Genomic DNA, 23,700 nt, shown 5'->3' with positions numbered 1-23,700 from the left:
AGAGGGATATAACTTCTATGTAAAAAAGTGATTTGCCATGCGAGTGCCTCATATTTATCAATCATCTGCGATTACTGTTAATACCCCTTTAAGCCTTGACGATGATGCTGCAGGGCATATAGGTCGTGTGTTACGCATGAAAGTGGGCGAACAGGTTTCTATTTTTAACGGTGAAGGCGGAGAATTCCTCAGTGAAATTATTGAGGTAAGTAAAAAGAGCGTGGTTGTTATGCCGCTTGAATTTAACTCTCATGACGTTGAATCACCATTAAAAATTCATTTAGGCCAGTGCGTATCTCGTGGTGATAAAATGGACTTTACCATTCAAAAGTCGGTTGAATTAGGGATCACTGAAATCACCCCTATTTTTAGCCAGCGCTGTGGCGTAAAACTAAGTGGCGACCGCTTAGAAAAAAAACACCAGCAATGGCAAAAAATAGCGATTGCCGCAGCAGAGCAATCTGGGCGCAACTTTGTGCCAACAGTACACTCTCCCGTTGATTTAAAAAGCTGGCTTGAACAGCAAACAGCTGCCATTAAATTAACCTTACACCCACGCGCCGAACACAGCATTAAAACCATTACCGTTCCCGATGACGGCGTGCGCTTTTTAGTGGGTCCTGAAGGCGGATTTACCGACGATGAAATAGCGCAAACAAAACAACAAGCGTTTGTAGATATTCGCTTAGGCCCGCGCGTTCTTCGTACAGAAACAGCGGCATTAACCGTTTTAAGCGCACTACAATTACAATTTGGCGATTTAGCTAATTGAAATAACTAAAAGCACCCACATATCAAGGTTACAGTTGTAAAAAACACATAAATTAAGGCACAGCGCATGGCAATTAAGTTAGGTATTATTTCAGATCCTATTAGTGGATTTAACATTAAAAAAGACACCGGTTTTGCAATGATGCTGCAAGCGCAAACCCGTGGCTACGAAATTTACTATATGGAAATGGATGATTTATCGCTGCGTAAAGGTAATGCCTACGCCACAGCAGCCAAAGCACAGGTTTTTGATAACACAGAAAAATGGTATGAGCTTGAAGAAAAAACCAGCATTGCGTTGGCTGATTTAGACGTTATTTTAATGCGTAAAGATCCGCCTTTTGATACTGAATATATTTACGCAACCTATATTTTAGAACGTGCAGAGCAAGCCGGTACTTTAGTTATTAATAAGCCGCAGAGCTTGCGTGATGCCAATGAAAAACTATTTACAGCTTGGTTTAGTGAGCACACACCTGATACATTAGTTACGCGCAGCCAAAAGCAAATCCGTGAATTTTTAGCCCAGCACAAAGATATTATTTTAAAACCATTGGATGGTATGGGCGGTGCTTCTATTTTTAGAGTGAAAGCAGATGATGCCAATATTGGGGTAATATGCGAAACCTTAACTGAGCATGGCAGTCGCTTTGCTATGGCGCAAAATTACATTGAAGAGATCACTCAAGGTGATAAGCGCGTATTGGTTGTTGATGGTGAAGTTATTCCTTATTGCTTAGCGCGTATTCCACAAAACGGCGAAACGCGCGGTAACTTAGCCGCCGGCGGACGTGGTGAGGCACGGCCAATTAGTGAGTCAGATTTTAAAATTGCTCAAGCAGTTGCCCCTACATTGAAAGAAAAAGGCTTAATATTTGTTGGTTTAGATATTATTGGCGATAAGTTAACTGAAATTAACGTAACAGCCCCAACCTGTGTTAAAGAAATTGAAGCCGCTTACGATATTTCTATTACCGGTATTTTATTTGATGCCATAGAGAGAAAGCTTAGCAAATAATATTAAAGCCATACCGAACTTTAAGCGGTGGCGCTTCTATAATCACCGCTTAAAGTTGAATAAATTTTTAGTGTTAAAACATGGGACTATGCCATACTCAAGATTCAATAACTAAAAGGGTAAAAATTATGCAGTCATTAGAAAATCACTTTTTAATCGCAATGCCATCAATGCAAGACCCTTTTTTTAAACGTGCTGTCACTTATATTTGTGAACACAATGAAGAAGGCGCTATGGGACTTGTTATCAATCAACCGATTGATGTTACCGTAGGTGAATTACTCGACAAGATTGATATTGACAACGATAAGTCTCAACAAGCTGCGCAAGTCACAGTGTATGCTGGTGGCCCAGTTAAAACTGATCGTGGTTTTGTGCTACATTCACCAAAACCTGGGTACTCGGCAAGCCAAAAGCTGAGCAGTGATATTATGATCACCACCTCAAAAGATGTGTTAGCCACGTTAACTACCGCCCAAGCACCCGAACAATTTATAATTACCTTAGGTTACTCTGGTTGGGAGCAAGGCCAATTAGAGCAAGAACTACTTGATAATAGTTGGCTGATTATAAAAGCCGACCCTAAAATAATTTTTGATACTCCCGTAGAAAAACGCTGGGAAATGGCAGTTTCTATGCTTGGTTTTGATATTGGCCAACTAAGCCCAGAAGCTGGACATGCTTAGGGTCTGTTGACCTTTGCGGATTAAAATTTGTTCAAACTAGGGGCGGTTTAATCGCGGCGCGAAGTTTTTAACCTTGTGGACTAAGTAAAAACAGACCCTAATAACATAAAAGATAAACATGACTAAAAAAACTCTAAAACCGCAGGGTGAACGCACTGTAATGGGATTTGACTTTGGTACCAAAAGTATTGGTATTGCAATTGGTCAAGAATTGACAGGCAGCGCCACCAGCTTAAAAGCGGTGAAAGCTCAAGATGGCATCCCTAATTGGGATGACATTGCTGTGCAGGTAAAAGAGTGGCAACCTGATTTAATGGTGGTTGGCCTACCGCTTAATATGGATGGCACCTCACAAGAGGTTACATTTAAGGCTAAGAAGTTCGCCAACCGTTTGCATAACCATTACGGTATTGCGGTTCATACTCAAGATGAGCGCCTCACGACCGCTGATGCTAAAGCACGGTTGTTTGAACGTGGCGGTTATAAAAACTTAGGTAAAGGCAACGTAGATAATATGTCTGCGGTGATCATTTTAGAGAGTTTTTTTGAAGCCAGTTATGGTGAATAAATTGCTTTAACAAAAAAAGCGCCTTGGGCGCTTTTTTTATGCGTGGATTTACACTAGGGGCAATTTAATCACTGAGCGAGCTTTGCAACCTAGTGGGCTCGATAACTGCTCCTGCGTTATTCTACTGTAAGAATAAGTAAAGCTTGCGCCCTGCTCTCGCCCCTTACCTACATCCATGTAGGCAAAAAATCAGGTCATATTACCTTTATCATCAAGGCCATCAATGGTTACACCTTGTAAAAAGCCTGCTCCCTGCTGCTCGTTATTACGCAGTTTTATCATTAAGCGTAAATCATTTGGTGAGTCTGCATGATGCAGTGCATCGGCATAGTTAATCCGTTGCTGTCTATATAGCTCAAATAAAGCTTGGTCGAAGGTCTGCATGCCCACTTCAGTTGATTTGGCCATAGTCTCTTTAATGCCACCAATATTGCCGTTTTTAATCAGCTCACTCACCATTGGCGTATTCAATAACACCTCAATAGCTGCAACGCGCCCTTCACCGTCAGAGGTCGGGATCAGCTGCTGGGCAATAATAGCGCGTAAGTTTAATGCTAAGTCATATTTAAGCTTGTCGTGCTTTTCTTTTGGCACTAAGTGCATAATACGGTCAATCGCTTGGTTAGCATTATTAGCGTGCAAAGTGGCAACACATAAGTGACCAGTTTCGGCAAAGCTTAACGCATATTCCATGGTTTCTTGCGAACGAATCTCACCAATTAAAATAACATCTGGCGCTTGGCGTAAAGAGCTTTTTAGTGCTGACTCAAAGCTTTCTGTATCTAAGCCCACTTCACGTTGGGTAATAATACTTTTTTGGTGCTCATGCACAAATTCGATTGGATCTTCTATGGTTAGAATATGCCCGCGCTGATGGCGATTTCTATAACCAACCAGTGCCGCCAGTGATGTTGATTTACCGGTTCCCGTACCACCTACAAATAATACCAGGCCTCGCTTTGACATAATGACATCGGTTAGTGCCGAGGGTAACCCCAGCTCTTTTACATCGGGTATTTTGGTCACAATCCGGCGAATAACCATCCCCGCTCTATCACGTTGCCAAAATGCCGAAATACGAAAGCGCCCTTCGCTGGTCGCAATCGCAAAGTTACACTCTTTAGTGTTATGAAACTCAGCTTTTTGTTTTTCACTCATTGCCGACTCAACCAACGCCAGCGCTTGCTCATCGGTTAGTTTGTCATCATTAAGAGGGGTGAGCTCGCCATTAATTTTGGCGCTAATAGGCAGCTGGCTTGATACAAATAGATCAGAGCCTTTTTTGTCGATCATTATTTGTAAAAAATGATTCAAAGATAAAGTCATAATAATTCCTTAAGCGCTAAACTGCGTCTTATCTTGCGCTTTTGCATGCGCCGCAATATGAGTGATGATGCCACGGTTAACAAGGTTTGTTAAACATTGATCCATAGTTTGCATGCCCTGCGACGCACCGGTTTGAATTGATGAGTACATTTGAGCAATTTTATCTTCACGAATTAAGTTACGAATAGCAGGCGTTGCCAACATGATTTCGTGTGCAGCCACTCGCCCTCCACCGACCTTCTTGATCAGTGTTTGTGAGATAACCGCACGCAATGATTCTGAGAGCATAGAGCGGATCATGTCTTTTTCTTCACCTGGGAATACGTCAATGATACGGTCAATGGTTTTAGGTGCCGAGGTGGTATGCAAAGTGCCAAACACTAAGTGACCAGTTTCAGCGGCAGTCATAGCAAGGCGAATAGTTTCTAAATCTCGTAATTCACCGACCAAAATAACATCGGGATCTTCACGCAACGCACTTCGCAGGGCGTTAGAAAAACTATGTGTATCGCGGTGAACTTCACGCTGGTTAATTAAGCTGAGTTTATTGTCGTGCACAAATTCGATAGGATCTTCAATGGTCAGTACATGATGATGTTTAGTTTGATTTATATAATCAACCATGGCTGCAAGTGTAGTCGACTTACCTGAACCCGTAGGACCCGTGACTAATACCAGACCTCGTGGATTATCTGAAATTTGTTTGAATATTTCCGGCGCGCCCAAATCTTCAAGTGTCAGTACGTCACTAGGTATGGTACGGAATACGGCAGCAGGACCACGATTAGAGTTAAAGGCATTTACACGAAAACGTGCTAAATTAGGGACTTCAAAAGAAAAATCCACTTCGAGATTTTGCTCATAGTCCTTACGCTGGTTATCGTTCATAATGTCATAAACCAGACTGCTGACTTCTTTATCTCCAAGTGCTGGTATATTAATACGTCGCACATCACCATCAACACGTATCATAGGTGACACCCCTGATGATAAGTGCAAATCTGATGCTTTATGTTGCACACTAAATGCCAATAATTCGGTGATATCCATTTATGACTCCACAACTAACTGATAAATATATGGTTACAATAGCAGAACGACTCACATCCGCCTACGCTAGAATTGCAGAGGCAGCGCAAAATGCGCAGCGTAACAGTAACGACATTACGTTACTTGCAGTATCTAAAACCAAACCCGTCTCTGATATTATGGCAGCTTATGAGCAAGGGCAACGCCAATTTGGTGAATCTTATGTTCAAGAAGCTGTAGATAAAATAGCGCAACTAGGCACATTTAGCGATATTGTTTGGCATTTCATTGGCCCCATTCAGTCAAATAAGAGCGCCTTAGTGGCTAACCACTTTGACTGGGTGCAAAGTGTTGATAGGCTCAAAATAGCAAAACGCTTAAATGCTCAACGTCCGCAGGAACTACCCGCACTTAATGTGCTAATACAAGTTAATATTAGCGCAGAAGAAGCAAAGTCGGGCTGTGCAGTAGAAGAAATTGACCAATTAGCACAATTTATAAGTCAATGCTCGCAATTAAAACTGCGCGGACTAATGGCTATTCCTGCAAAAAGTGACGATGAAAACACGCAAACTCAATATTTTGAGCAATTACAAACTTGCTTTGATAAACTACAGACCCAATATCCTCATATAGATACGTTGTCGATGGGGATGAGTAACGATGTAGAAGCTGCCATAGCGGCAGGTTCAACCATGGTGAGGATCGGCACAGATATTTTTGGAACACGAACTTAAAAGGTGATAACAGACATATGTCAGATAAAAAAATCGCATTTATAGGCACAGGTAATATGAGCTACGCCATCATTGGTGGCATGGTAAAAAACGGCTTTAACGCAAACAATATTATTGCAACTAACCGCAACCAAGAAAAACTAGCTAAGGTAGCCGCGGATTTCAAAGTGCAAACCACCAGTGACAATAACGAAGCTATGCGCGATGCAGATGTCATTGTTCTGTCTGTTAAACCACAAATGATGGGCGACTTATGCCAATCATTTCAAGATTCAGGCATCGACTTTAGTGATAAATTATTTATCTCAGTTGCTGCGGGCCTAACCGTTAAACGCTTACGTGAAATGCTTGGCCAAGATGTGAAAATGGTGCGTTGTATGCCAAATACACCGTCGTTACTTGGCCGTGGCGTATCGGGCTTGTATGGCGCTGGCGAAACGCAAAGCGAACATGAATTTGTACAACAAGTATTTGAGTGTACCGGCATTGTAGTATGGGTAGAGCAAGAGTCACAAATAAATGACGTGATTGCTGTTACCGGCTCTTCGCCAGCTTACTTTTTCTTATTTATGGAAGCGATTGAAGAAAAAGCGAAAGCATTGGGCTTTAATGATGAAGACGCGCGTCGCTTAGTACAGCAAACAGCGCTAGGCGCAGCTGAAATGGCACTTAGCCAACCAGATATTAGCATTTCGCAACTGCGCGCTAATGTAACCTCAAAAGGTGGCACCACGCATGCAGCTGTTGAGCATTTAAAAGCGCAAGGCTTAACCCAAACTGTGGGTGATGCAATGGATGCGTGTATTGCGCGCGCAGTGCAAATGGAACAAGAACTTTAAAACCATTTTTTATTGAAGGTTATACTATGAATGCCATGCAATTTTTAATTAGCACCTTGTTTGATCTATTCTTGATGGTGGTACTACTGCGTTTTTGGCTACAGTGGGCAAAAGCCGACTTTTACAACCCAATGAGCCAATTTGTGGTCAAAGCCACTTCGTTTGCAGTTAATCCACTGCGAAAAATCATTCCAGGGCTGGGCGGGCTTGATTTAGCCTCTTTGTTACTGGCATTTATAGTAGCGGCTGCAAAAATAAGTACATTAATGTGGCTTATTTATAGCTCTTGGGCTATTCAACCTGTACTTATACAGGCGCTAATAACTGTTTTAAAAGAAGGTTTAAACTTAGTTTTTTGGGTGTTAATCATTCGCGCTATTTTAAGCTGGGTAAGCCAAGGCTATAACCCTATTGAAGCGGTATTCCATCAGCTAACTGAGCCAATGTTAAAGCCAATCCGTAAAATTTTACCGCCATTGGGGGGATTAGATTTATCGGTATTGGTACTGATTATCGGCATTCAGTTTTTACAAATGCTGCTAATGGACCTTTTAGCTTAAGCATAACGTAATATAAAAGAGGCCTAGCGCCTCTTTTTACATATTCAGGAGTTAACCATGCAACATTTAATCAAGTTTTGTTTTATTGCTTGTCTCGCTTTAGCATTTAATGCACACAGCGCTCAAGAACAAGGTGCCCAATACAAAGAACTAGGCGCTTGGCAAGTTCACTATATTGCTTTCCCATCTACGTTTATTCAACCTCAAATAGCTAAAGCGTATGACCTTGAGCGTAGTGGCTATAAAGGCATTGTTAATATTTCAATATTAAAAAATGATGCCGATAAAACCGCTCAAAAAGCGACATTACAAGGCACCGCTAAAAACTTATTAGGTAACAAGCAAACCCTTAACTTTAAGGAAGTCGTTGAAGGCGATTCTGTTTATTACCTAGCACAAGTAGATTACACCAACGAAGAGATTTTACGTTTTGAAATTGAAATCCAACAAGGTAATCAGTTTCAAACATTAAAGTTTAAGCAAAAATTTTACGTAGATTAAATATGACCAACACCTTAGTACTTGCAACCGGCAACCCCGGAAAAGTAAACGAGCTGGCTAACATGCTCAGCTCACTTAATATTAATGTTGTACCGCAAAGCGACTTTAATGTCAGTGACGTTGCCGAAACAGGCACCACGTTTGTAGAAAATGCGATAATTAAAGCGCGTCATGCAGCTAAAATCACCGGACTGCCCGCTATTGCAGATGATTCAGGTTTAGAGGTTGATGGCTTGAATGGCGCACCCGGTGTTTACTCAGCCCGCTTTGCAGGTAAAGGCGCAAGTGATCAAGATAATATCGATAAATTACTGGCTGACTTAGGCGACAACCCTAATCGCACTGCCCGTTTTTGGTGCGTATTGGTACTAATGCGTCACGCCGACGACCCTACCCCGCTAATATGCAGTGCTAGCTGGGAAGGTGAGATTACCCTTAGCCAACATGGTGAAGGCGGCTTTGGCTACGATCCTATCTTTTTTGTACCATCAGAAAATTGCACCAGTGCCGCACTGACTAAAGAGCAGAAAAATGCTCTGAGTCATCGTGGGCAAGCACTTAATAAATTATTACAAGAGCTACAACACAAAGGCGGCCTGTGAACCTTCCTCCACTGAGTTTATATGTGCACGTACCTTGGTGCGTGCAAAAATGCCCTTACTGCGACTTTAACAGCCACGGACAAAAAGGTGACATCCCTGAAGCTGAATATGTGCAGCATTTAATTGACGATTTAAAAGCTGATTTACACTTAGTGCAGGGGCGAAAAATTCACAGCATTTTTATTGGCGGCGGCACGCCAAGCCTATTAACCGGCGCGGCATACACCCGTTTACTCAATGAAGTAGATAGCCTCATAGGCCTAGCCGATAAATGTGAAATAACCCTTGAAGCAAACCCCGGCACAGTCGAAACTGGCCGTTTCAAAGATTATGTAAAAGCAGGCATTAACCGTATCTCTATCGGCGTGCAAAGCATGCAAAACGATAAATTAAAAGCCTTAGGCCGAATTCATGGTGCCGATGAAGCCAGTTATGCAGCACAACAAGCTAGTGAAGCAGGGTTGAATAGCTTTAACCTTGATTTAATGCATGGCTTACCAGGGCAGTCACTCGATGACGCACTCAGTGATTTAAAACAAATCATTGCCCTCAACCCTCCACATATTTCTTGGTATCAGCTCACCATTGAGCCTAATACGCAATTTGCTTCAAAACCGCCCACGTTGCCACAAGATGAAACCTTATGGGATATTCAAGAACAAGGCCAAGCATTATTGGCACAAGCAGGCTATCAGCAATACGAAATCTCAGGATATGCAAAACCGGGCTTTCAATGCCAACATAACTTGAATTATTGGCGGTTTGGCGATTATCTTGGTATTGGCTGTGGCGCCCATGGTAAGGTTACTGATGCGAAAACGGGGGTGATAACACGCACTGAAAAGGTTAAACACCCACGGGGCTACATGGACATTATTAAGCCCTACTTGTACAAAAGCTGGCAAGTAGAACAAGACGACTTAGCGTTTGAGTTTTTTATGAATCGCTTTCGTTTAACAGAGCCATGTCCGATTGAAGACTACAGTGCACTGACTAATCAGCCATTACAAAGCCAACAAGCGGCTTTAAATAAAGCTATTAACACAGGTTTATTAATAGAAAAAGACGGCCATTGGCAAGTAAGCCTTAAAGGCCATCGCTTTTTAAATGACCTGCTAGAATTGTTCGTATAACGCTTTTGGCGTTATGCGCATGTAAAGTAAATACATGAAAAATTAAAATACCCTAATGGGTTTCTAACAACAAAAGGGAAACGAATGCGTAAACTTACTCTAATTGCTGCCACGGTAAGCGTGGCACTGCTTGCAGGTTGCCAACAAGCAACACAACAATCAACGCCTGCACCTGCGGTTCAAGCTCAACCTGTACAAAGTGAAATTGATAAAGCGAATGCTTTTTTTGAAGACACTTTTAATCGTGATGTAATGAGCAGCCCAGTCTATCAAACCTACATGGGCATCAAAAAAGATTACGATAAATGGGATGACAACAGCGAAGAAAAAGCGCTTAAAGACTTGGCACAAACTAAAGCCGATTTGGTCACGCTCAACAGCATTGACCGTGCGCAATTAGATGCAGCTACTCAAGTAAGTTATGATTTAAAAAACAAGATTTAGAAGCTAGCATTGCTGATTTTAAATGGCGTTACCATAACTACCCAGTAAACCAAATGTTTGGTACGCACTCTATGGTGCCGGCTTTTTTAATTAACCAGCATCAAATTAGCAACGTAAAAGAAGCAAACGATTATATTGCTCGTTTAAATGGCGTGCCGGGTGTATTTGATCAACTTATTACCGGCTTAGAAATTCGCGCCGATAAAAACATCATCGCGCCTAAATTTGTATTTCCACACGTGATTGATTCAAGCAAAAACATCATTAAAGGTGCGCCGTTTGAACAAGGTGAAGATTCTACGCTTTTAGCTGACTTTAAACGCAAAGTAAATGCATTAAAAATCGACCAAGCTGAAAAAGATGCACTTATTAGTAAAGCGACTGAAGCATTAAAAACGGCAGTTAAACCTGCTTACTCTAAGTTAATTAACTACATTGCACAGCTAGAAAAACGTGCTGATAACCGTGACGGTGCTTGGAAATACCCTGATGGCGAAGCGTTTTACAATAACGCGCTTAAACGTACGACAACGACAGACCTGACTGCAAAAGAAATTCATGCCATTGGCCTTGCCGAAGTGTCACGTATTCATGATGAAATGCGTGCCATTAAAGATAAAGTTGGCTTTGAGGGCGACTTAAACGCCTTTATGCAGTTTATGAAAACCGACAAGCAATTTTACCTTGCTAATACTGAAGCGGGTAAAGCGCAGTACCTAAGTGAAGCTAAAGGCTTAATTGATAACATGAAAACACGCTTAGATGAGCTGTTTATTGTAAAGCCAAAAGCCGACATGATAGTAAAACGTGTTGAAGCTTTCCGTGAAAAAGCGGCGGGTAAAGCGTTTTATCAACAACCTGCGCCAGATGGTTCACGCCCAGGTATTTACTACGCCAACCTCTATGACATGGAAGCAATGCCAACTTACCAAATGGAAGCTCTCGCTTATCATGAGGGTATTCCGGGTCATCACATGCAAATTGCTATTTCACAAGAATTAGAAGGCGTGCCTAAGTTCCGTAAGTTTGGTGGTTACACAGCCTACATTGAAGGTTGGGGTTTATACTCAGAGTTACTACCAAAAGAAATGGGCCTTTACGAAGACCCGTATTCAGATTTTGGTCGTTTAGCTATGGAGTTATGGCGCGCCTGTCGTCTAGTGGTTGATACCGGTATTCACGCAATGAAGTGGACTCGCCAAGAAGGTATTGATTACTACGTTAACAATACTCCTAACGCCACTTCTGACGGTGTGAAAATGGTTGAACGTCATATTGTAATGCCATCACAAGCAACGGCTTACAAAGTGGGTATGCTGAAAATTTTAGAACTACGTGAAGCAGCTAAAAAGCAGCTTGGCGACAAGTTTGATATTCGTCAGTTCCACGACGTAGTGCTTAAAAATGGCCCTGTACCATTGAACGTACTAGAAAACTTTGTTGATGAGTGGGTTGCTAGCAAACAAGCTTAATTATCTAGGGTCTGTTGACCTTTTAAGGTTAAATTTGCAGCAGTCTGTTTGGTATTTAGGCAAGGCAGCGCCTATGTGGTGTGGTTATTCCCCATAAATAGGCGATAACGCAGCATCAATGCCAAACATGCGCTGCCCGAAGGGTTCTGCCTAGGGGCAATTTACTCTTTGTTGCTCGGTTTTTACTTAGCCCACTAGGTTACAAACCTCGCGCCGCGATTAAACCGCCACTAGTTTGAACAAATTTTAATCCACAAAGGTAAACAGACCCTAGTAACTACTTAAACATATAAAAGGTCGCAATTGCGGCCTTTTGTTTTATAAAGCAAAGAATTAAGCTAGGATAAAGTAGGTATTCAAGGAGAACAGAATGGATCTAAGCATACAGCTACTCAATGCGCGTATTAAACAACAACAGTTTGATGAGCTTGATAACGACTTTAAAAAGCTCACTGACGCACAACAAGTGATGCAGCTTAATTACTTGTTTGAGAGCGCGTTACGCATGAGTATTAAATACGATTTTATGCAAAACATTGCCGTGCGAATTTTAGCGAGCAATACGCCACCAGCGCTGTTTATTGAACAGCTAACCAGTTTAGATGCATTGAGCTTTTTTACCCCTGCGCTTAAATTAAATAAAGGCTTTATCAGTACAGATAAGCACGGCAATAACGTGTTGCATAATGTGTTTAAGCACGCAGCGCCGAGCCAATTGCCTTTTAACTATGTTCGCTCGTTAATGTTATTTGAATCGAATGAAGAGTTACTGCATGCATTGGCGCAAACCAATCAGCACGGGCTGACTCCGGTGGCCAATTATATCGCTTATGCACATAAGCCAAACATTCCGGTAAAACATGAATTTTCGGCCTTGCTCGCATTAATAGAAATAGAGCAAAAACAAAATCCTGCAGCAAAATTACAAATACTTGAGGCATTAAAAAATAATCCCCCAAGCGAGATAACCTTGCTACTGAGCGCCGCTTATTTACAGCGCTCTACTGAACAAGTGGCGGCTCTAATCTGATAAGTAATATTCTACGCTGGTAACAACACGTACGTTTTTAATTTGCGGCGTGTTTGAATCCCGATCGCTAATACTAAACTGCCCTTGGCGAGCGGTTTTAATTTTACCTAAGCGTGAATTTGAATCTTTAGCAAACTTATCTGCCACTTCACGAGCTTTTTCTGTGGCTTCTTGCACCATGGCTGGTTTTATATCGTTAAGCCCAGTAAAAATATACTCAATACGGGTTTGATAGTTGTCTTGCACAATAGCTATATTTTGTTTAGCTAGCTGACTCACTTTGCTCAGTGCGTTTTTAACTTTATCAGGAGCATTGGAGTAAACAATAATATTTGAGCTAATAACATACCTAAACTTTTGGTTATCATTCGCGTATTCACGGGCTTGCTTATCAATAATAGATTGAGTACCTGTCGATATTTCTTGATCATCAAAGCCGTGTAGCTTTAAAAAAGCAATCACCGCATCATTTTTTTGCTCAACTCGCTCAACAAGCTTTTCAAGATTATTGTCGGCATCGTTAAACTGCAAAGGCCAAATAACGGTATCAGCCACAACTTCACGTTCAGCTAACCCTTTTACCTGCACCGTGCGCTCCATCCCTTTAATATCAAGCGCAGCCCCTTTTATAATAAAACCCAATGCAATTAGGCCAATGCTTAAACACGCCGCTGCCATAACAACGGTTACATTCGATATTTTATTCACTTCACTCTCCTTGACCGATATCAATAATAAGCACGTTCACGCTCGAAAAAACACTATAAACAGGTTACATTGAGGCAGTACAGAACGCAAAACTTAATCAGCCAAGGAAACGCAATGAGTCTAAAACGTATTAGCCAGTTTTTTAACCCAAGCTCTGTCGCTGTTATTGGGGCATCAAACACCGCCACTCGTGCAGGTAATGTGGTTATGCGAAACTTACTTCAAGGTGGCTTTAAAGGGCCAATTATGCCCGTTACACCCAATCATACAGCTGTGCATGGCGTGCTGGCTTATCCTAGTATTGAAGCCTTACCTAAAGTGCCTGATTTAGCGGTTATCTGTACCAATAAAAACACCTTAATGAAAATTATTGAGCAACTAGGAACGCTTGGCTGTCATAGCGCCATTATTATTGCGGATGGCTTAACTACAATTCAAAAACAGGCACTTAAAGAGAGCGCGGCGAAGCATAAAGTTACCCTACTTGGCTCAAATTGCTTGGGGTTACTTATTCCGCATATAGGCTTAAACGCGAGTTTTTCGCACACCGTTGCCACGCCAGGTAAACTGGCTTTTGTGTCGCAATCAGCGGCTGTTTGCTCAACGATTCTTGATTGGGCTAAAAATAAAGAAATTGGCTTTTCATACTTTGTATCTATGGGGGATTGTTTAGATATTGAGTTTGACGAAATACTCGACTTTTTAGGCCGTGATGCTAAAACCAAAGCTATCTTACTGTACATCGATAATATTAATGATATTCGCAGCTTTATTTCTGCGGCTCGTGCAGCCGCATTTTCTAAACCGGTTATTGCTATTAAAACCGGCAGAACCAGTGCAGGGGCTCTCGCTGCTGAAATACATACTGGCGGAAAACAAAGCTCCGATGCAGTATATGATGCCATGTTTCAACGCGCGGGGATGCTAAGAGTAAACGACTTACGTGAGCTTTTTGCCGCCACTCAAACCTTGGCCATGCATCCTAAGTTGCTGCAAGTAGAGCAACTTACCATATTAACCAATGGTGGCGGCCCTGGAGTAATGGCCGTTGATGAACTTATTCAAAGCTCAGGTAAACTTGCTCAACTTAGTGATGAAACTCGCGAAGCACTCAATAAAGTGATCCCGCATTCAGACACTGCAGCCAATCCGGTTGATATATTTGGTGATTCGGCGCCAGTGCGTTACAAGCATGCGTTGGAAATATTACTAAATGCTAAAGAAGTTAAAAACTTACTGATCATCCACACTCCATCGGCATTGGCCCCAAGTGAAAGTTACGCTCAGGTTATTGTTGAGGCGCTAAATAAATTACCGAAAATGGCACGCCCCTATGTGATTACTAACTTTATGGGCGAAGATGCCGCCTTCGCAGCCAGACGCATCTGCGCTAATAATGCCATCCCTACCTACCGCACCCCAGAAGGTGCGGTAGGTGCCTTTATGCACCTAGTAAGCTACCGTCGTAACCAAAAGCATTTAACTCAAACACCAGAATCAAATACTGACGATGCCACTATTAATAAAGCGGCAGCGAAAGCGACTATAAAAGAGTTTTTAGCTGATGAGCAGCATTACTTATCGACCCATCAGGCGAGTCATATTTTAAGTAGTTACGGCATTGACTGTATTCAAACTGAAGTTGCCTACACTCCAACTGAGGCCAAAGAACAAGCAATAGAGCTAGGTTTTCCGGTGGCATTAAAGCTGATGAGTCCCAGTATTCCCTCTAAGTCTGAAGTCGGGGGTGTCGTACTAAACCTCAATGATGCGCAAGAGGTAGAACAAACCGCATTTGCCATGCTGTTAAGAATAAAAAACACCTACCCTGATGCCATTATAGATGGTTTTTCATTACAAAAAATGGCACCTCGAGCAGGCGCCAACGAGCTGCGTATAGCCATTAAAACAGAGCCTAATTTTGGGCCGGTTATTTTATTAGGTGAAGCCGGTACAGGGCTGGAATATGCGCAGGCTGCAGTCGCTTTGCCACCACTGAATATGAACCTAGCCAAGTATTTAATTGCCGCCGCCCATGATAAAGGCGTGCTTAAAGATCGCGTACTACCTGAAAAAGTTGATAAATATCGTTTGTGTTCACTACTAACCCGAATTTCTCAATTGGTTGTAGATCAACCGGATATCACCTCATTAGAGCTAAACCCTATTCTAGCTAGTAATGGCCAGTTTTTAGTACTTGATGCCACCATGAATTTGAGCCAATATCAAATTCAAGCACACCGAAAACGTTTATCTATTCGCCCTTACCCTATTGAGCTGGTTGAAACGGTTACCCTAAAAAATGACACCTTAGCAACGCTCAGACCAATTAAACCTGAAGATGAGCAAGCACATCAAGCGTTTGATCAGTCATTAACCAAAGAAGATAGGTATAAGCGCTTTTTTGGTGAGTTACCTCAGTTTAACCACGATCAACTCGCTAAAATGACACAAATTGATTACGACCGCGAAATGGCGTTTATTGTTACCCAAACACAAGACGAGCAACAACAGACATTAGGGGTTTCGCGAGTGATTATGGATCCTGATAACTTACAAGCAGAGTTTGCTATTGTAGTACGTTCTGATTGCCAAGGGCTTGGATTAGGGCGTATTTTAATGAATGCAGCAATTTCTCATTGTAAACGCCAAGGGGTGAAAACTGTTGAGGGGATCACCCTCCCTGAAAACACCGGCATGATTGAGCTAGCTCGTAAACTCGGGTTTAAAATTAGTCGTGATTTTGAAGAAGGCAGTATCAACATGCTGCTCACATTGTAATAATTATTATGCAAAAACTCAGACAAACCATCAATCAAGTATTTGAAGCGTCAGGAAAGTACCAACGGGCCGGTCATTTTTTAGATGCCCTACTAATCACTATTATTATGATAAATGTAGTGGCCATCGTACTCGAATCAGTTCACAGCATTGCTACCGCATACTATAACGAGTTTTTGATGTTAGAACTGGTATCGGTTGCCATATTTAGTGCTGAATACCTAATACGCGCTTGGACCTGTGTAGATAGAGTAAAGTATGCCTCTATGAATTGCTCCAATACGCAAAAGCGGATTCGATATATTTTATCACCACTGGCAATTATCGATTTAATTGCCATTTTGCCTAGTTTATTAATGTTTGTCTTTGCTATCGATTTACGTTTTTACGGGTACTGCGGTTGTTGCGGGTATTTAAGCTCACCCGTTATTCTCGAGCAATGCAATTGTTATTGCAGGCGTTTATTGATGAATCGAGTTCATTACTGGCTGCATTTTTTATTATGGCAGTAGTACTTATTTTAGCCTCTTGCGGTATTTATTTATTAGAGCACGACATTCAACCAGACAAGTTCGGCTCTATTCCTGCAGCCATGTGGTGGGCAATGGCAACCCTAACTACGGTTGGTTATGGCGATGTTGTACCTATAACGCCTATTGGTAAACTATTTGGTGGCGTAATCACTTTGGTGAGTATGGGGATGGTTGCCATACCAACCGGTTTATTAGCGTCGAGTTTCTCAGAGCAAGTACGCAAACGTCGCCAGCTATTTGAAGATGCCACCCACGAGAAAATAACCGATGGTAAGCTCACTGATGAGCAGATGCATCACCTTGAGGAGTTACGCTACAAACTAGGGCTAAGTAAACTAGAGGCCAATAAAGCAATAAAAGCGGAGCTAAATAAACGCAGCTCACACTTATTTTGCCGTCACTGTGGTAAGCGTCCTTAACCTGAACTCTGGTTAAGAGATTTACTAACGTATTGAATCAAAAATGATATTTATGTTTATTTTTCTCTAGCCAGAGATTTCCAGTGAAAACAAGGCGAAATTACGCGTCAATAGCTAGCCTATTGCAAGTAAATTCAACGCAGTTAGCGCTGAAAATAGCTGCTTGAGATTGATTTATTATCCAGAGTTCAGGTTCCTTAATAAAATAATGTACTAAGCGGCGCTTTAAGCTTGTGAGAATACAGGATGCCAATCGTGCTCAATAAGCTCAAGCACCTGCTCTTTAGGCACCGCTTTACTAAACAAGTAACCTTGAAAGTAGCTACAACCTTGCGCTTTTAAAAAAGCCAACTGATGTGCGCTTTCAACCCCTTCAGCAATACACTCTTTACCTAAACTGCTTGCTAAAGTTAGTGTTGATTGAATAATCGCTTCGTTATCCGAATCAATACCAATATCTTGCACAAAGCTGCGATCTATTTTTAATACATCAATCGGAAAGCGCTTCAAATAAGTTAACGAGGCATACCCTGTTCCAAAATCATCCATGTACAACTTACAGCCTAGTTGCTTTAATAAGTCCATATTTTTAAGCGCACGTTCTGAGTCTCGCATTAAAATAGACTCTGTTATTTCAAATACAATAGCCTCGGGCGGCAGTGCTGCATTGTTTAGTGCTTGGGATATTTCAGGGACGAGTCCGATAAATTCAAAATCCAGTGCTGAGAGGTTAATTGATAGGTATAGATCAGGACACACTTTACGCCAACGAGCTAACTGCACCAAAGCACGCTTAAATGTTTGTAGCATTATTTTAGTGATTAAACCTATATTTTCAGCTACGTTTGCAAACTCTTGTGTACTCGCTAACTGATTATAAGGCCAGCGTAGTAACACCTCAAAGCCCACTGTTTTTTGCGTAGACGCATTAATAATGGGTTGATAATAATTACAAAATTCATGTTCATGATAAGCTTTGATCAACTGTGATTCTAAATGCATCGCTCTTTCAACACGTTGATTCATTTCTTGTTTGTAAAACTTATAACACCCTTCTAAGCCATCTTTAGCATAATAAAGCGCCACATTTGATGCTTTCAATAGTGCTTTATAATGCACGGCATCATCAGGGAAAATAGCCACACCAATACTTAGGTGTACATTGACGCTTTGCTGATTCATAACAATGTCTTTACTCACGCAATCCATTAGTTTGGTGCATATAAGTAATACTTCTTCTATTTGCTGAATATCTTCAACTAGAATTACAAATTCATCACCGCCTAAACGCGCGACGCTATCACAAGGACGTAATGCTGTTTTCAAGCGGTTCGCCACCAGCTTTATTATCTCATTGGCGTTTTCTGTGCCAAATGAATCATTAAAATACTTAAACCGTTTTATATTAACGTGTAACAAAGCCACTTTACACTGATGGCGGCGCGCCTGATCGATGGCATGTATAGCTCTGTCGTTAAACAAGGTTCTGTTTGGCAGCCCAGTAAGTGAATCGTAATTAGCCAGTATATGCAGTTCGCTCTCAGCTGACTTTTGTGCATGAATATCCGTTAAAATAATCACGAAACTACTCAGCCTTTGGCTTTCATCAGCTACGGCGCTTATTTTAACCAGTACATGGCGTTGCTCTTTGTTTGCCAGAACGACAGTGTCTTCACATGAAAAATGTTCGCCCACTTCAAGCTTTTGCATAATTCGTAAATAATCAAAATAGCTACTGCGGGACATTCCCAAATTAAGCGCACGGGTTGAACGAGGCTCTGCTGATAAGCCAAAAGCGCTTTGCAGCGATTTATTTGAAGCACGTATATTAAAGTTTTTATCTAAGATAAACACCCAATCTCGGGTTTGTTCAAACGCGGCGGTAAATAACCGCGCATGCTCTTCAAACACCCTTTCGCGTGTCATATTAGTATACGTACCCGCTACTTTTTGCGGTGTTGTTTCATCCCATTCAACCACTTTGCCAAAGTCTTTGTACCAGCGCCAATGACCTTTGGCATGACGTAGTCTGTAAGTACAGTTAAAGTATCCTTTGTCGGTTGATAAAAATTCTAACCACTCCAACCTAAAAATGGCACGCTCTTGTGGATGAACTTTGTCTAAGTAGTCATCTAAACTGACTGAGTCGTCCTCATAACCTAATTCGTTGACTAATCTAGGCTGATAAATATTTAACTGGCTCGCCTGCCAATCCCATACCCCGGACTCACTTCCCTCTAGTGCAAGCTTTAAACGCGCCTCACTGTTTTGGCTTTCTTTGTGTGCAGCTAATAAAATACGCTGTATTTTATTACGTCTCATCACCCATGCAGTCACTACAGTGATCAATAAAATAGCATACAGTGCTAAAAAGTAAGGGGCGCGCCATAACGGGTATTTCACTTTAATGTTTAACGTTGCTGGTGGGGTATACTCCCCCGTCAGCGGATCCTTTGCCCAGACCTTTAACTGGTAGCTACCGGGATTTAATTTAGGAAACACCACGCGATTATTACGGGTATAACTTTTTTTACCCTTGTCGAGCTGATACTCGTAAATAATACGTTCTTGAAAACTAAATGACATCGCTGAAAACGCAATTTCAAGCCCTATATCATCATGATTTAAAATAATATTTTTTAATGGCTGCTGTAAATTTATAGACAAGTCCCGAGACATTAAGTTGATGCGCGTGATATTGACCTGATCTAATAAACCTTGGCTATTTTTATTATCTTTAGGATCAAAATAGGTAAAGCCTTTAAGGCTACCATAGGCAATTCGTCCATCATTTAATTTAGCCATAGCACCACTATTAAATTCAGCAGAAAGCACCCCATCTGATGTAGTGAATTGCTGAAAATGAATGGTGCTCGGGTTTAATCGCCATATTCCCTTATGGCTACTCATCCAAATCATTCCCTCTTCATCAAGCACCATATCGTATAATAGAGTACCTAGTTTATTTTTATCTAAATCAATAGTGTGTACTAATTCATAAGTGCTGGCATCAATTCCAATCAAACCAAAGTTAGATAAAGAAAGCCACAGTATCCCTTGCTTATCTTCAACGTAAGAAAGAATACTCACAGCAACATTGTCATGATGCTTGGGGACTTTATAAAGGGTGTTTAAACTGCGCTCATCAGGGTTAAATTGGTATAACACTCCACCGCTAAAAAATAACGGCCACTGCGGCTGTGAGGGTAATGGCGGTAAAAAGCCATGCGCTAAAAATGGGTCAAATTGGGAAAACTCGCCTTTTAATGAGGTTAAAATCCGGCTATCAATATTATATTTAAACATGCCATGATCAGGGTGAACAAAATATAAATCGCCATTTGCCAGCAAGGTAATGCCATGCATCCAGTCATTTAAAAAAACTTGGTTCTCGGGGCTGACAGTTTCAGGCTTGGTAAGCTGCTGAGTTTCTGGGTCAAAAATAAATAGTCCTCGGTTTGAATGTAACCAGAGTTTATTTTTGTAAGGCATAATTTTGAAAACGGTAAATTCAGTGGTTAGTAAATCTACTTTATAATCTTTTAAATACACCGTTGAGGTGTTATTTTTTATATCAACCGCTGTTAAACCATTATGTGTACCCAGCCATAACTTATCTTGGAATTGTTTAATTGCCCAGACTGAATGATGTGAAAATCCATCTCCTCCCAGAGCACTGCCCTCTACATTATAAAATTTATAGTTATCACCCGATAAATAAAAAGCACCATCAGTTTTAGTCGCAAGCCACATACCACCTGATTTATCTTTTACCATATCAATAATACTGGTATCGGCAAGGGTGTATTTACTTTGTTGAATACGTTTATTTTTAACCACCGTTTTGGTGGTTAAATTAAAGCTGAGAAGGCCTTTGTCTGTTGCTAAATCAACAACCCCCTGCTGATTATCTATGTCCCAAACATTCAAATCAGCCAGTAGCTTTTCATTTGTAAATGCCTGCTCACTATTCTTAAATAGTGCCTCTAGATTGCTAATATCAACAGCGTATAAGCCCTTAACCGCTCCAACCAATAACTGGTTATTACCACCTAGTGCAAATGACTTCACATTGTTTTGATAAATATGCACATCGGTTTCGCTTAAATGATCTAGCGGACGTACTTGTTGCGTTGCAATGTTAAATACATAAGCACCGTCTGTGCTACCAATAAAGATATAGCCATTGTAATGAAACAAGGTACGCACAAACGCATTTTCAAATTGCTCAGGTAGCTTAAATAAAGGAGTAATTAAGCCACTGGCTATATCGAGTTGTGCAAACACTCGCCCTTGTCCAACCCACAAGCTTTTGTCATCTGTGGCTAACATGGTAAAAACAGACTGCTGAAGAATTTGCTCTTCTGTCACTGGTTTTTTTAAATACTGCTGATAGGTATCTGTTTGCGGGTCATACCTGAACAACCCCGCTAATAAGGAAGCAATCCAAATTTGCCCTTCTGGATCTTGGTATATGCGATCAATAATAGCTTCTTCTAACTCACCATTCGGGCCGTTAATTGGAATAACCTGATAGCCATCGTAGCGATTTAGCCCCCCTTCAGTAGAGAGCCATAAATAGCCATTATTATCGATAAGCATAGTATTGACGTAGCTTTGAGATAACCCTTCGCTTGGGGATAGCCGTTTTACTTGCGCTGTTGCAGCAACGCTTATGAGCATAAATAGCACAAACATGGCTGTGATAAACCTATTAATACTGATGCCCATGTGTTTCCTATTACTGATTTAGGGTTGCTGATATTTTAATGCGATAATATTTCGGTGCTTATATGCATCAAATAGCGTTAATAATGCAGGAGTATATGTTAACACCTGGTTAAAACCAAGTGTCTGATAAAAATCAGTAATATGTTGATAAGCGAAGGTGAAAACAGCGTCGGTTTGCTGACTTAAAAGCGTGCTTAACAGCTTTGTTGCTACACCAGTGGAACGGTATGCAGGAGCCACAAAAACTGTCGATAAAAATAAAAAAGTCGGTTTGTGTTGTAACCGGCACGCCGCAATGATTGTGTGGTTATCGTAGGCGACCCACAGTTGATCTTGTTTATTGGCGCGACCGCGAACTTTATACAAAGTATAAAACTTATTTACTAAGGGAGTTTTAACTGGTTCTAATTGTTTAATAACAATCATAGCAAGCAGACTCTAACTAAGCATAAGTGCCAAATATTGCTCAAACTTTTGCTTTAAAAACCCTTGCTCTGCAACCGGGCGGCTATGCAGGGTGTCATAAACTTGCTCACGCGTTTTCTTGCCGCGCTTAATTTGATATGCCCAAAATGAAGCTTCGTAATCTAGCTGAATTTGATACTTTTGCTCTCGCGGTAAATCACACAGGTTATAACTCATATTCCCTCCTTTACTGGCCTGATAAAACTCTGATTATACGTTTAAACTTATAATAAACTAACTCTATAATGAATAAAAAGAATCTACTTTAAATAATCTAAGGGTATCAATAATTGTTAATGATAGGCTCTGCTAGATTATGACTAGAAACTGGGCAAAAGACAGCCAATTTGTTATTATACTCGCCTATCCATTTGCCCCAAAAGACAGGAAGTGCTGACGTGTTTAAATACTGTAAAGGATTGCTGGTATTAATATGTTTAGTGTTTAGCAATCCGTCATTTGGTCATAGTTACAGCTATACATTTAATCGCCCACAGAACACCCAGCAAGCAAATTATACTATTGAACTTTTACAAATAGCGTATGCAGATATGGGCTTTAAATTAAATATTATCGATTTTAATCGCCAGAATGCATTATTTGCAGCAAATAATGGCATGTTAGCTGGGCAGCTTGCTCGGGATATTAGTATTGAAAGTGCCTACAAAAATTTAATTCGAGTTAATTATCCGTTATTTAAATTTAACCTTGAGCTTTATAAACACTGTGAGCCCAGCTCTACTAAAACAATCGATAGCGTTGCCATTATAGCCAGCTACCCTGTACAACAGCGATATTTAGACAGCATTGATTTTCAAGGCGAGGTTATTGAAGTAAAAAATAATACCACTCAGCTAAATTTACTGATCCAGCAAAAAGTACAAGCCGCATTACTGATTGATTTTGCAATGGCCAATAAAACTATTCCTCCCGCTTTAGGCTGCTATGAAAAGCAAGTGGTTGCTACCTACCCGCTATATCATTATTTACATAACAGCCATGCGAGTATTGTCCAGCAGCTAGAGGCTACACTTGAGAAGTTACACAACAACGGCACAGTCGCTAAACTCAGATCAAAATACAAGCTACAGTTTTAAAAATCAAAGCCTTGCTGCTGTGCTGGCGAAGCGGCTTGCGCAGCTTTATTTTTTTGCTGTAAATAACGTTTATAGCGTTGTTGGCATAAGCTCAACACTTTCTTTTTTTGCGCATTGGTTAACGAATTCCACGAAAATCGCTCATCGCGACTGCGATAGCATCCTTTGCAGTAACCCCGATTATTAACCAAGCAAATACCTTTACAAGGGCTAGGAATATCAAATATTTCAATTTGTTGCATAAAACTAT

The 23,700-nt window shown here is 41.1% G+C and carries 20 protein-coding genes and 2 pseudogenes; 15 read left to right on the top strand and 7 right to left on the bottom strand.

Annotated elements, in window-relative coordinates:
- The first annotated feature begins 37 nt into the window (after positions 1-37).
- The 4 genes from rsmE (at position 38) to ruvX (ending at position 3,043) form a co-directional block, all read left to right on the top strand.
- Entirely contained in the window at positions 38-772 is a 735-nt protein-coding gene (gene rsmE / locus P20439_RS13675) for a 16S rRNA (uracil(1498)-N(3))-methyltransferase (RefSeq protein WP_008467726.1), read from the top strand.
- Between the two features lie 66 nt (positions 773-838).
- Entirely contained in the window at positions 839-1,789 is a 951-nt protein-coding gene (gshB, locus tag P20439_RS13670; protein ID WP_008467724.1) for a glutathione synthase, read from the top strand.
- 128 nt (positions 1,790-1,917) lie between these two features.
- The gene (locus tag P20439_RS13665; protein ID WP_008467722.1) at positions 1,918-2,475 is read left to right on the top strand and encodes a YqgE/AlgH family protein; all 558 of its coding nucleotides are present in this window, start codon (positions 1,918-1,920) and stop codon (positions 2,473-2,475) included.
- A 118-nt stretch (positions 2,476-2,593) separates the two neighbouring features.
- Positions 2,594-3,043: a Holliday junction resolvase RuvX gene (gene ruvX, locus P20439_RS13660; protein ID WP_008113324.1), complete on the top strand. Its 450-nt coding sequence runs from the start codon at positions 2,594-2,596 to the stop codon at positions 3,041-3,043.
- Between the two features lie 189 nt (positions 3,044-3,232).
- Here ruvX and P20439_RS13655 read toward each other — a convergent pair whose 3' ends face one another.
- Together P20439_RS13655 and P20439_RS13650 are read right to left on the bottom strand one after the other, a co-directional pair.
- A complete protein-coding gene (locus tag P20439_RS13655) occupies positions 3,233-4,369 on the bottom strand; it encodes a PilT/PilU family type 4a pilus ATPase (RefSeq protein WP_008113325.1) in 1,137 nt (378 codons plus the stop codon).
- 9 nt (positions 4,370-4,378) lie between these two features.
- Positions 4,379-5,419 carry a type IV pilus twitching motility protein PilT gene (locus P20439_RS13650; RefSeq protein ID WP_008113326.1) on the bottom strand — a complete coding sequence of 347 codons (1,041 nt, stop codon included), beginning with the start codon at positions 5,417-5,419 and terminating at the stop codon, positions 4,379-4,381.
- 2 nt (positions 5,420-5,421) lie between these two features.
- On the opposite strand from P20439_RS13650, the gene P20439_RS13645 reads away from it, so the two are divergent.
- From P20439_RS13645 to P20439_RS13610, 8 genes and pseudogenes are all read left to right on the top strand, one after another.
- Positions 5,422-6,135: a YggS family pyridoxal phosphate-dependent enzyme gene (locus tag P20439_RS13645; protein WP_008113328.1), complete on the top strand. Its 714-nt coding sequence runs from the start codon at positions 5,422-5,424 to the stop codon at positions 6,133-6,135.
- 17 nt (positions 6,136-6,152) lie between these two features.
- Complete coding sequence (proC, locus tag P20439_RS13640; protein ID WP_008113330.1) at positions 6,153-6,974, top strand: pyrroline-5-carboxylate reductase; 822 nt, start codon at positions 6,153-6,155, stop codon at positions 6,972-6,974.
- A gap of 26 nt (positions 6,975-7,000) precedes the next feature.
- Entirely contained in the window at positions 7,001-7,534 is a 534-nt protein-coding gene (locus P20439_RS13635; protein ID WP_008113334.1) for a YggT family protein, read from the top strand.
- 57 nt (positions 7,535-7,591) lie between these two features.
- A complete protein-coding gene (locus P20439_RS13630) occupies positions 7,592-8,035 on the top strand; it encodes a DUF4426 domain-containing protein (RefSeq protein WP_008467719.1) in 444 nt (147 codons plus the stop codon).
- 2 nt (positions 8,036-8,037) lie between these two features.
- The gene (locus P20439_RS13625; protein ID WP_008467717.1) at positions 8,038-8,637 is read left to right on the top strand and encodes an XTP/dITP diphosphatase; all 600 of its coding nucleotides are present in this window, start codon (positions 8,038-8,040) and stop codon (positions 8,635-8,637) included.
- Positions 8,634-9,770 (top strand): radical SAM family heme chaperone HemW, encoded by a 1,137-nt coding sequence (gene hemW, locus P20439_RS13620; RefSeq protein WP_008467715.1) that lies wholly within the window; start codon positions 8,634-8,636, stop codon positions 9,768-9,770. Before P20439_RS13625 ends, hemW begins: the two co-directional genes overlap by 4 nt.
- Positions 9,771-9,854: 84 nt before the next feature.
- Positions 9,855-11,686 (top strand): annotated as a pseudogene (locus P20439_RS13615) (DUF885 family protein).
- A 370-nt stretch (positions 11,687-12,056) separates the two neighbouring features.
- Entirely contained in the window at positions 12,057-12,716 is a 660-nt protein-coding gene (locus tag P20439_RS13610; RefSeq protein WP_008467711.1) for a hypothetical protein, read from the top strand.
- Here the strand turns inward: P20439_RS13610 and P20439_RS13605 are convergent.
- On the bottom strand, positions 12,708-13,424 hold the full coding sequence (locus tag P20439_RS13605; RefSeq protein WP_008467710.1) for an SIMPL domain-containing protein: 717 nt from the start codon (positions 13,422-13,424) through the stop codon (positions 12,708-12,710). The genes P20439_RS13610 and P20439_RS13605 overlap by 9 nt on opposite strands.
- 114 nt (positions 13,425-13,538) lie before the next feature.
- On the opposite strand from P20439_RS13605, the gene P20439_RS13600 reads away from it, so the two are divergent.
- Positions 13,539-16,205: a bifunctional acetate--CoA ligase family protein/GNAT family N-acetyltransferase gene (locus P20439_RS13600; protein ID WP_008467708.1), complete on the top strand. Its 2,667-nt coding sequence runs from the start codon at positions 13,539-13,541 to the stop codon at positions 16,203-16,205.
- Positions 16,206-16,213: 8 nt separating this feature from the next.
- Positions 16,214-17,157: pseudogene (locus tag P20439_RS13595) on the top strand (ion transporter).
- A 225-nt stretch (positions 17,158-17,382) separates the two neighbouring features.
- On the opposite strand, the gene P20439_RS13590 reads toward P20439_RS13595, so the two are convergent.
- From P20439_RS13590 to P20439_RS13580, 3 genes are read right to left on the bottom strand one after another with little or no spacing between them, the layout of a single operon-like run.
- Positions 17,383-21,888, bottom strand: a complete 4,506-nt coding sequence (locus tag P20439_RS13590; protein WP_008467705.1) for an EAL domain-containing protein — start codon at positions 21,886-21,888, stop codon at positions 17,383-17,385.
- 18 nt (positions 21,889-21,906) lie between these two features.
- Positions 21,907-22,314 (bottom strand): GNAT family N-acetyltransferase, encoded by a 408-nt coding sequence (locus tag P20439_RS13585; protein WP_008467703.1) that lies wholly within the window; start codon positions 22,312-22,314, stop codon positions 21,907-21,909.
- 12 nt (positions 22,315-22,326) lie between these two features.
- The gene (locus P20439_RS13580; protein WP_008113353.1) at positions 22,327-22,530 is read right to left on the bottom strand and encodes a DUF3283 family protein; all 204 of its coding nucleotides are present in this window, start codon (positions 22,528-22,530) and stop codon (positions 22,327-22,329) included.
- Positions 22,531-22,751: 221 nt separating this feature from the next.
- Between P20439_RS13580 and P20439_RS13575 the strand changes: the two genes are divergently transcribed.
- Positions 22,752-23,450 carry a transporter substrate-binding domain-containing protein gene (locus P20439_RS13575; RefSeq protein WP_008467701.1) on the top strand — a complete coding sequence of 233 codons (699 nt, stop codon included), beginning with the start codon at positions 22,752-22,754 and terminating at the stop codon, positions 23,448-23,450.
- On the opposite strand, the gene P20439_RS13570 is transcribed toward P20439_RS13575, so the two are convergent.
- Entirely contained in the window at positions 23,447-23,692 is a 246-nt protein-coding gene (locus P20439_RS13570; RefSeq protein ID WP_036934167.1) for a DUF1289 domain-containing protein, read from the bottom strand. The genes P20439_RS13575 and P20439_RS13570 overlap by 4 nt on opposite strands.
- Positions 23,693-23,700 lie beyond the last annotated feature (8 nt).

The sequence above is a fragment of the Pseudoalteromonas sp. BSi20439 genome, from assembly GCF_000241165.1.
In the GTDB taxonomy this organism is placed as follows: domain Bacteria; phylum Pseudomonadota; class Gammaproteobacteria; order Enterobacterales; family Alteromonadaceae; genus Pseudoalteromonas.
The sequence above is the reverse complement of the archived record's forward strand: the minus strand, read 5'-3'. Positions and strand labels throughout refer to the sequence as shown.

Bases quoted from the DNA above. Each gene is read 5' to 3' on its own strand.
- ruvX (WP_008113324.1), top strand. From the start codon at position 2,594: ATGACTAAAAAAACTCTAAAACCGCAGGGTGAACGCACTGTAATGGGA.
- P20439_RS13610 (WP_008467711.1), top strand. From the start codon at position 12,057: ATGGATCTAAGCATACAGCTACTCAATGCGCGTATTAAACAACAACAG.
- rsmE (WP_008467726.1), top strand. From the start codon at position 38: ATGCGAGTGCCTCATATTTATCAATCATCTGCGATTACTGTTAATACC.
- P20439_RS13600 (WP_008467708.1), top strand. From the start codon at position 13,539: ATGAGTCTAAAACGTATTAGCCAGTTTTTTAACCCAAGCTCTGTCGCT.
- P20439_RS13625 (WP_008467717.1), top strand. From the start codon at position 8,038: ATGACCAACACCTTAGTACTTGCAACCGGCAACCCCGGAAAAGTAAAC.
- P20439_RS13590 (WP_008467705.1), bottom strand. From the start codon at position 21,888: ATGGGCATCAGTATTAATAGGTTTATCACAGCCATGTTTGTGCTATTT.
- P20439_RS13645 (WP_008113328.1), top strand. From the start codon at position 5,422: ATGACTCCACAACTAACTGATAAATATATGGTTACAATAGCAGAACGA.
- P20439_RS13630 (WP_008467719.1), top strand. From the start codon at position 7,592: ATGCAACATTTAATCAAGTTTTGTTTTATTGCTTGTCTCGCTTTAGCA.
- P20439_RS13580 (WP_008113353.1), bottom strand. From the start codon at position 22,530: ATGAGTTATAACCTGTGTGATTTACCGCGAGAGCAAAAGTATCAAATT.
- P20439_RS13570 (WP_036934167.1), bottom strand. From the start codon at position 23,692: ATGCAACAAATTGAAATATTTGATATTCCTAGCCCTTGTAAAGGTATT.
- P20439_RS13585 (WP_008467703.1), bottom strand. From the start codon at position 22,314: ATGATTGTTATTAAACAATTAGAACCAGTTAAAACTCCCTTAGTAAAT.
- P20439_RS13650 (WP_008113326.1), bottom strand. From the start codon at position 5,419: ATGGATATCACCGAATTATTGGCATTTAGTGTGCAACATAAAGCATCA.
- P20439_RS13635 (WP_008113334.1), top strand. From the start codon at position 7,001: ATGAATGCCATGCAATTTTTAATTAGCACCTTGTTTGATCTATTCTTG.
- proC (WP_008113330.1), top strand. From the start codon at position 6,153: ATGTCAGATAAAAAAATCGCATTTATAGGCACAGGTAATATGAGCTAC.
- P20439_RS13655 (WP_008113325.1), bottom strand. From the start codon at position 4,369: ATGACTTTATCTTTGAATCATTTTTTACAAATAATGATCGACAAAAAA.
- gshB (WP_008467724.1), top strand. From the start codon at position 839: ATGGCAATTAAGTTAGGTATTATTTCAGATCCTATTAGTGGATTTAAC.
- P20439_RS13665 (WP_008467722.1), top strand. From the start codon at position 1,918: ATGCAGTCATTAGAAAATCACTTTTTAATCGCAATGCCATCAATGCAA.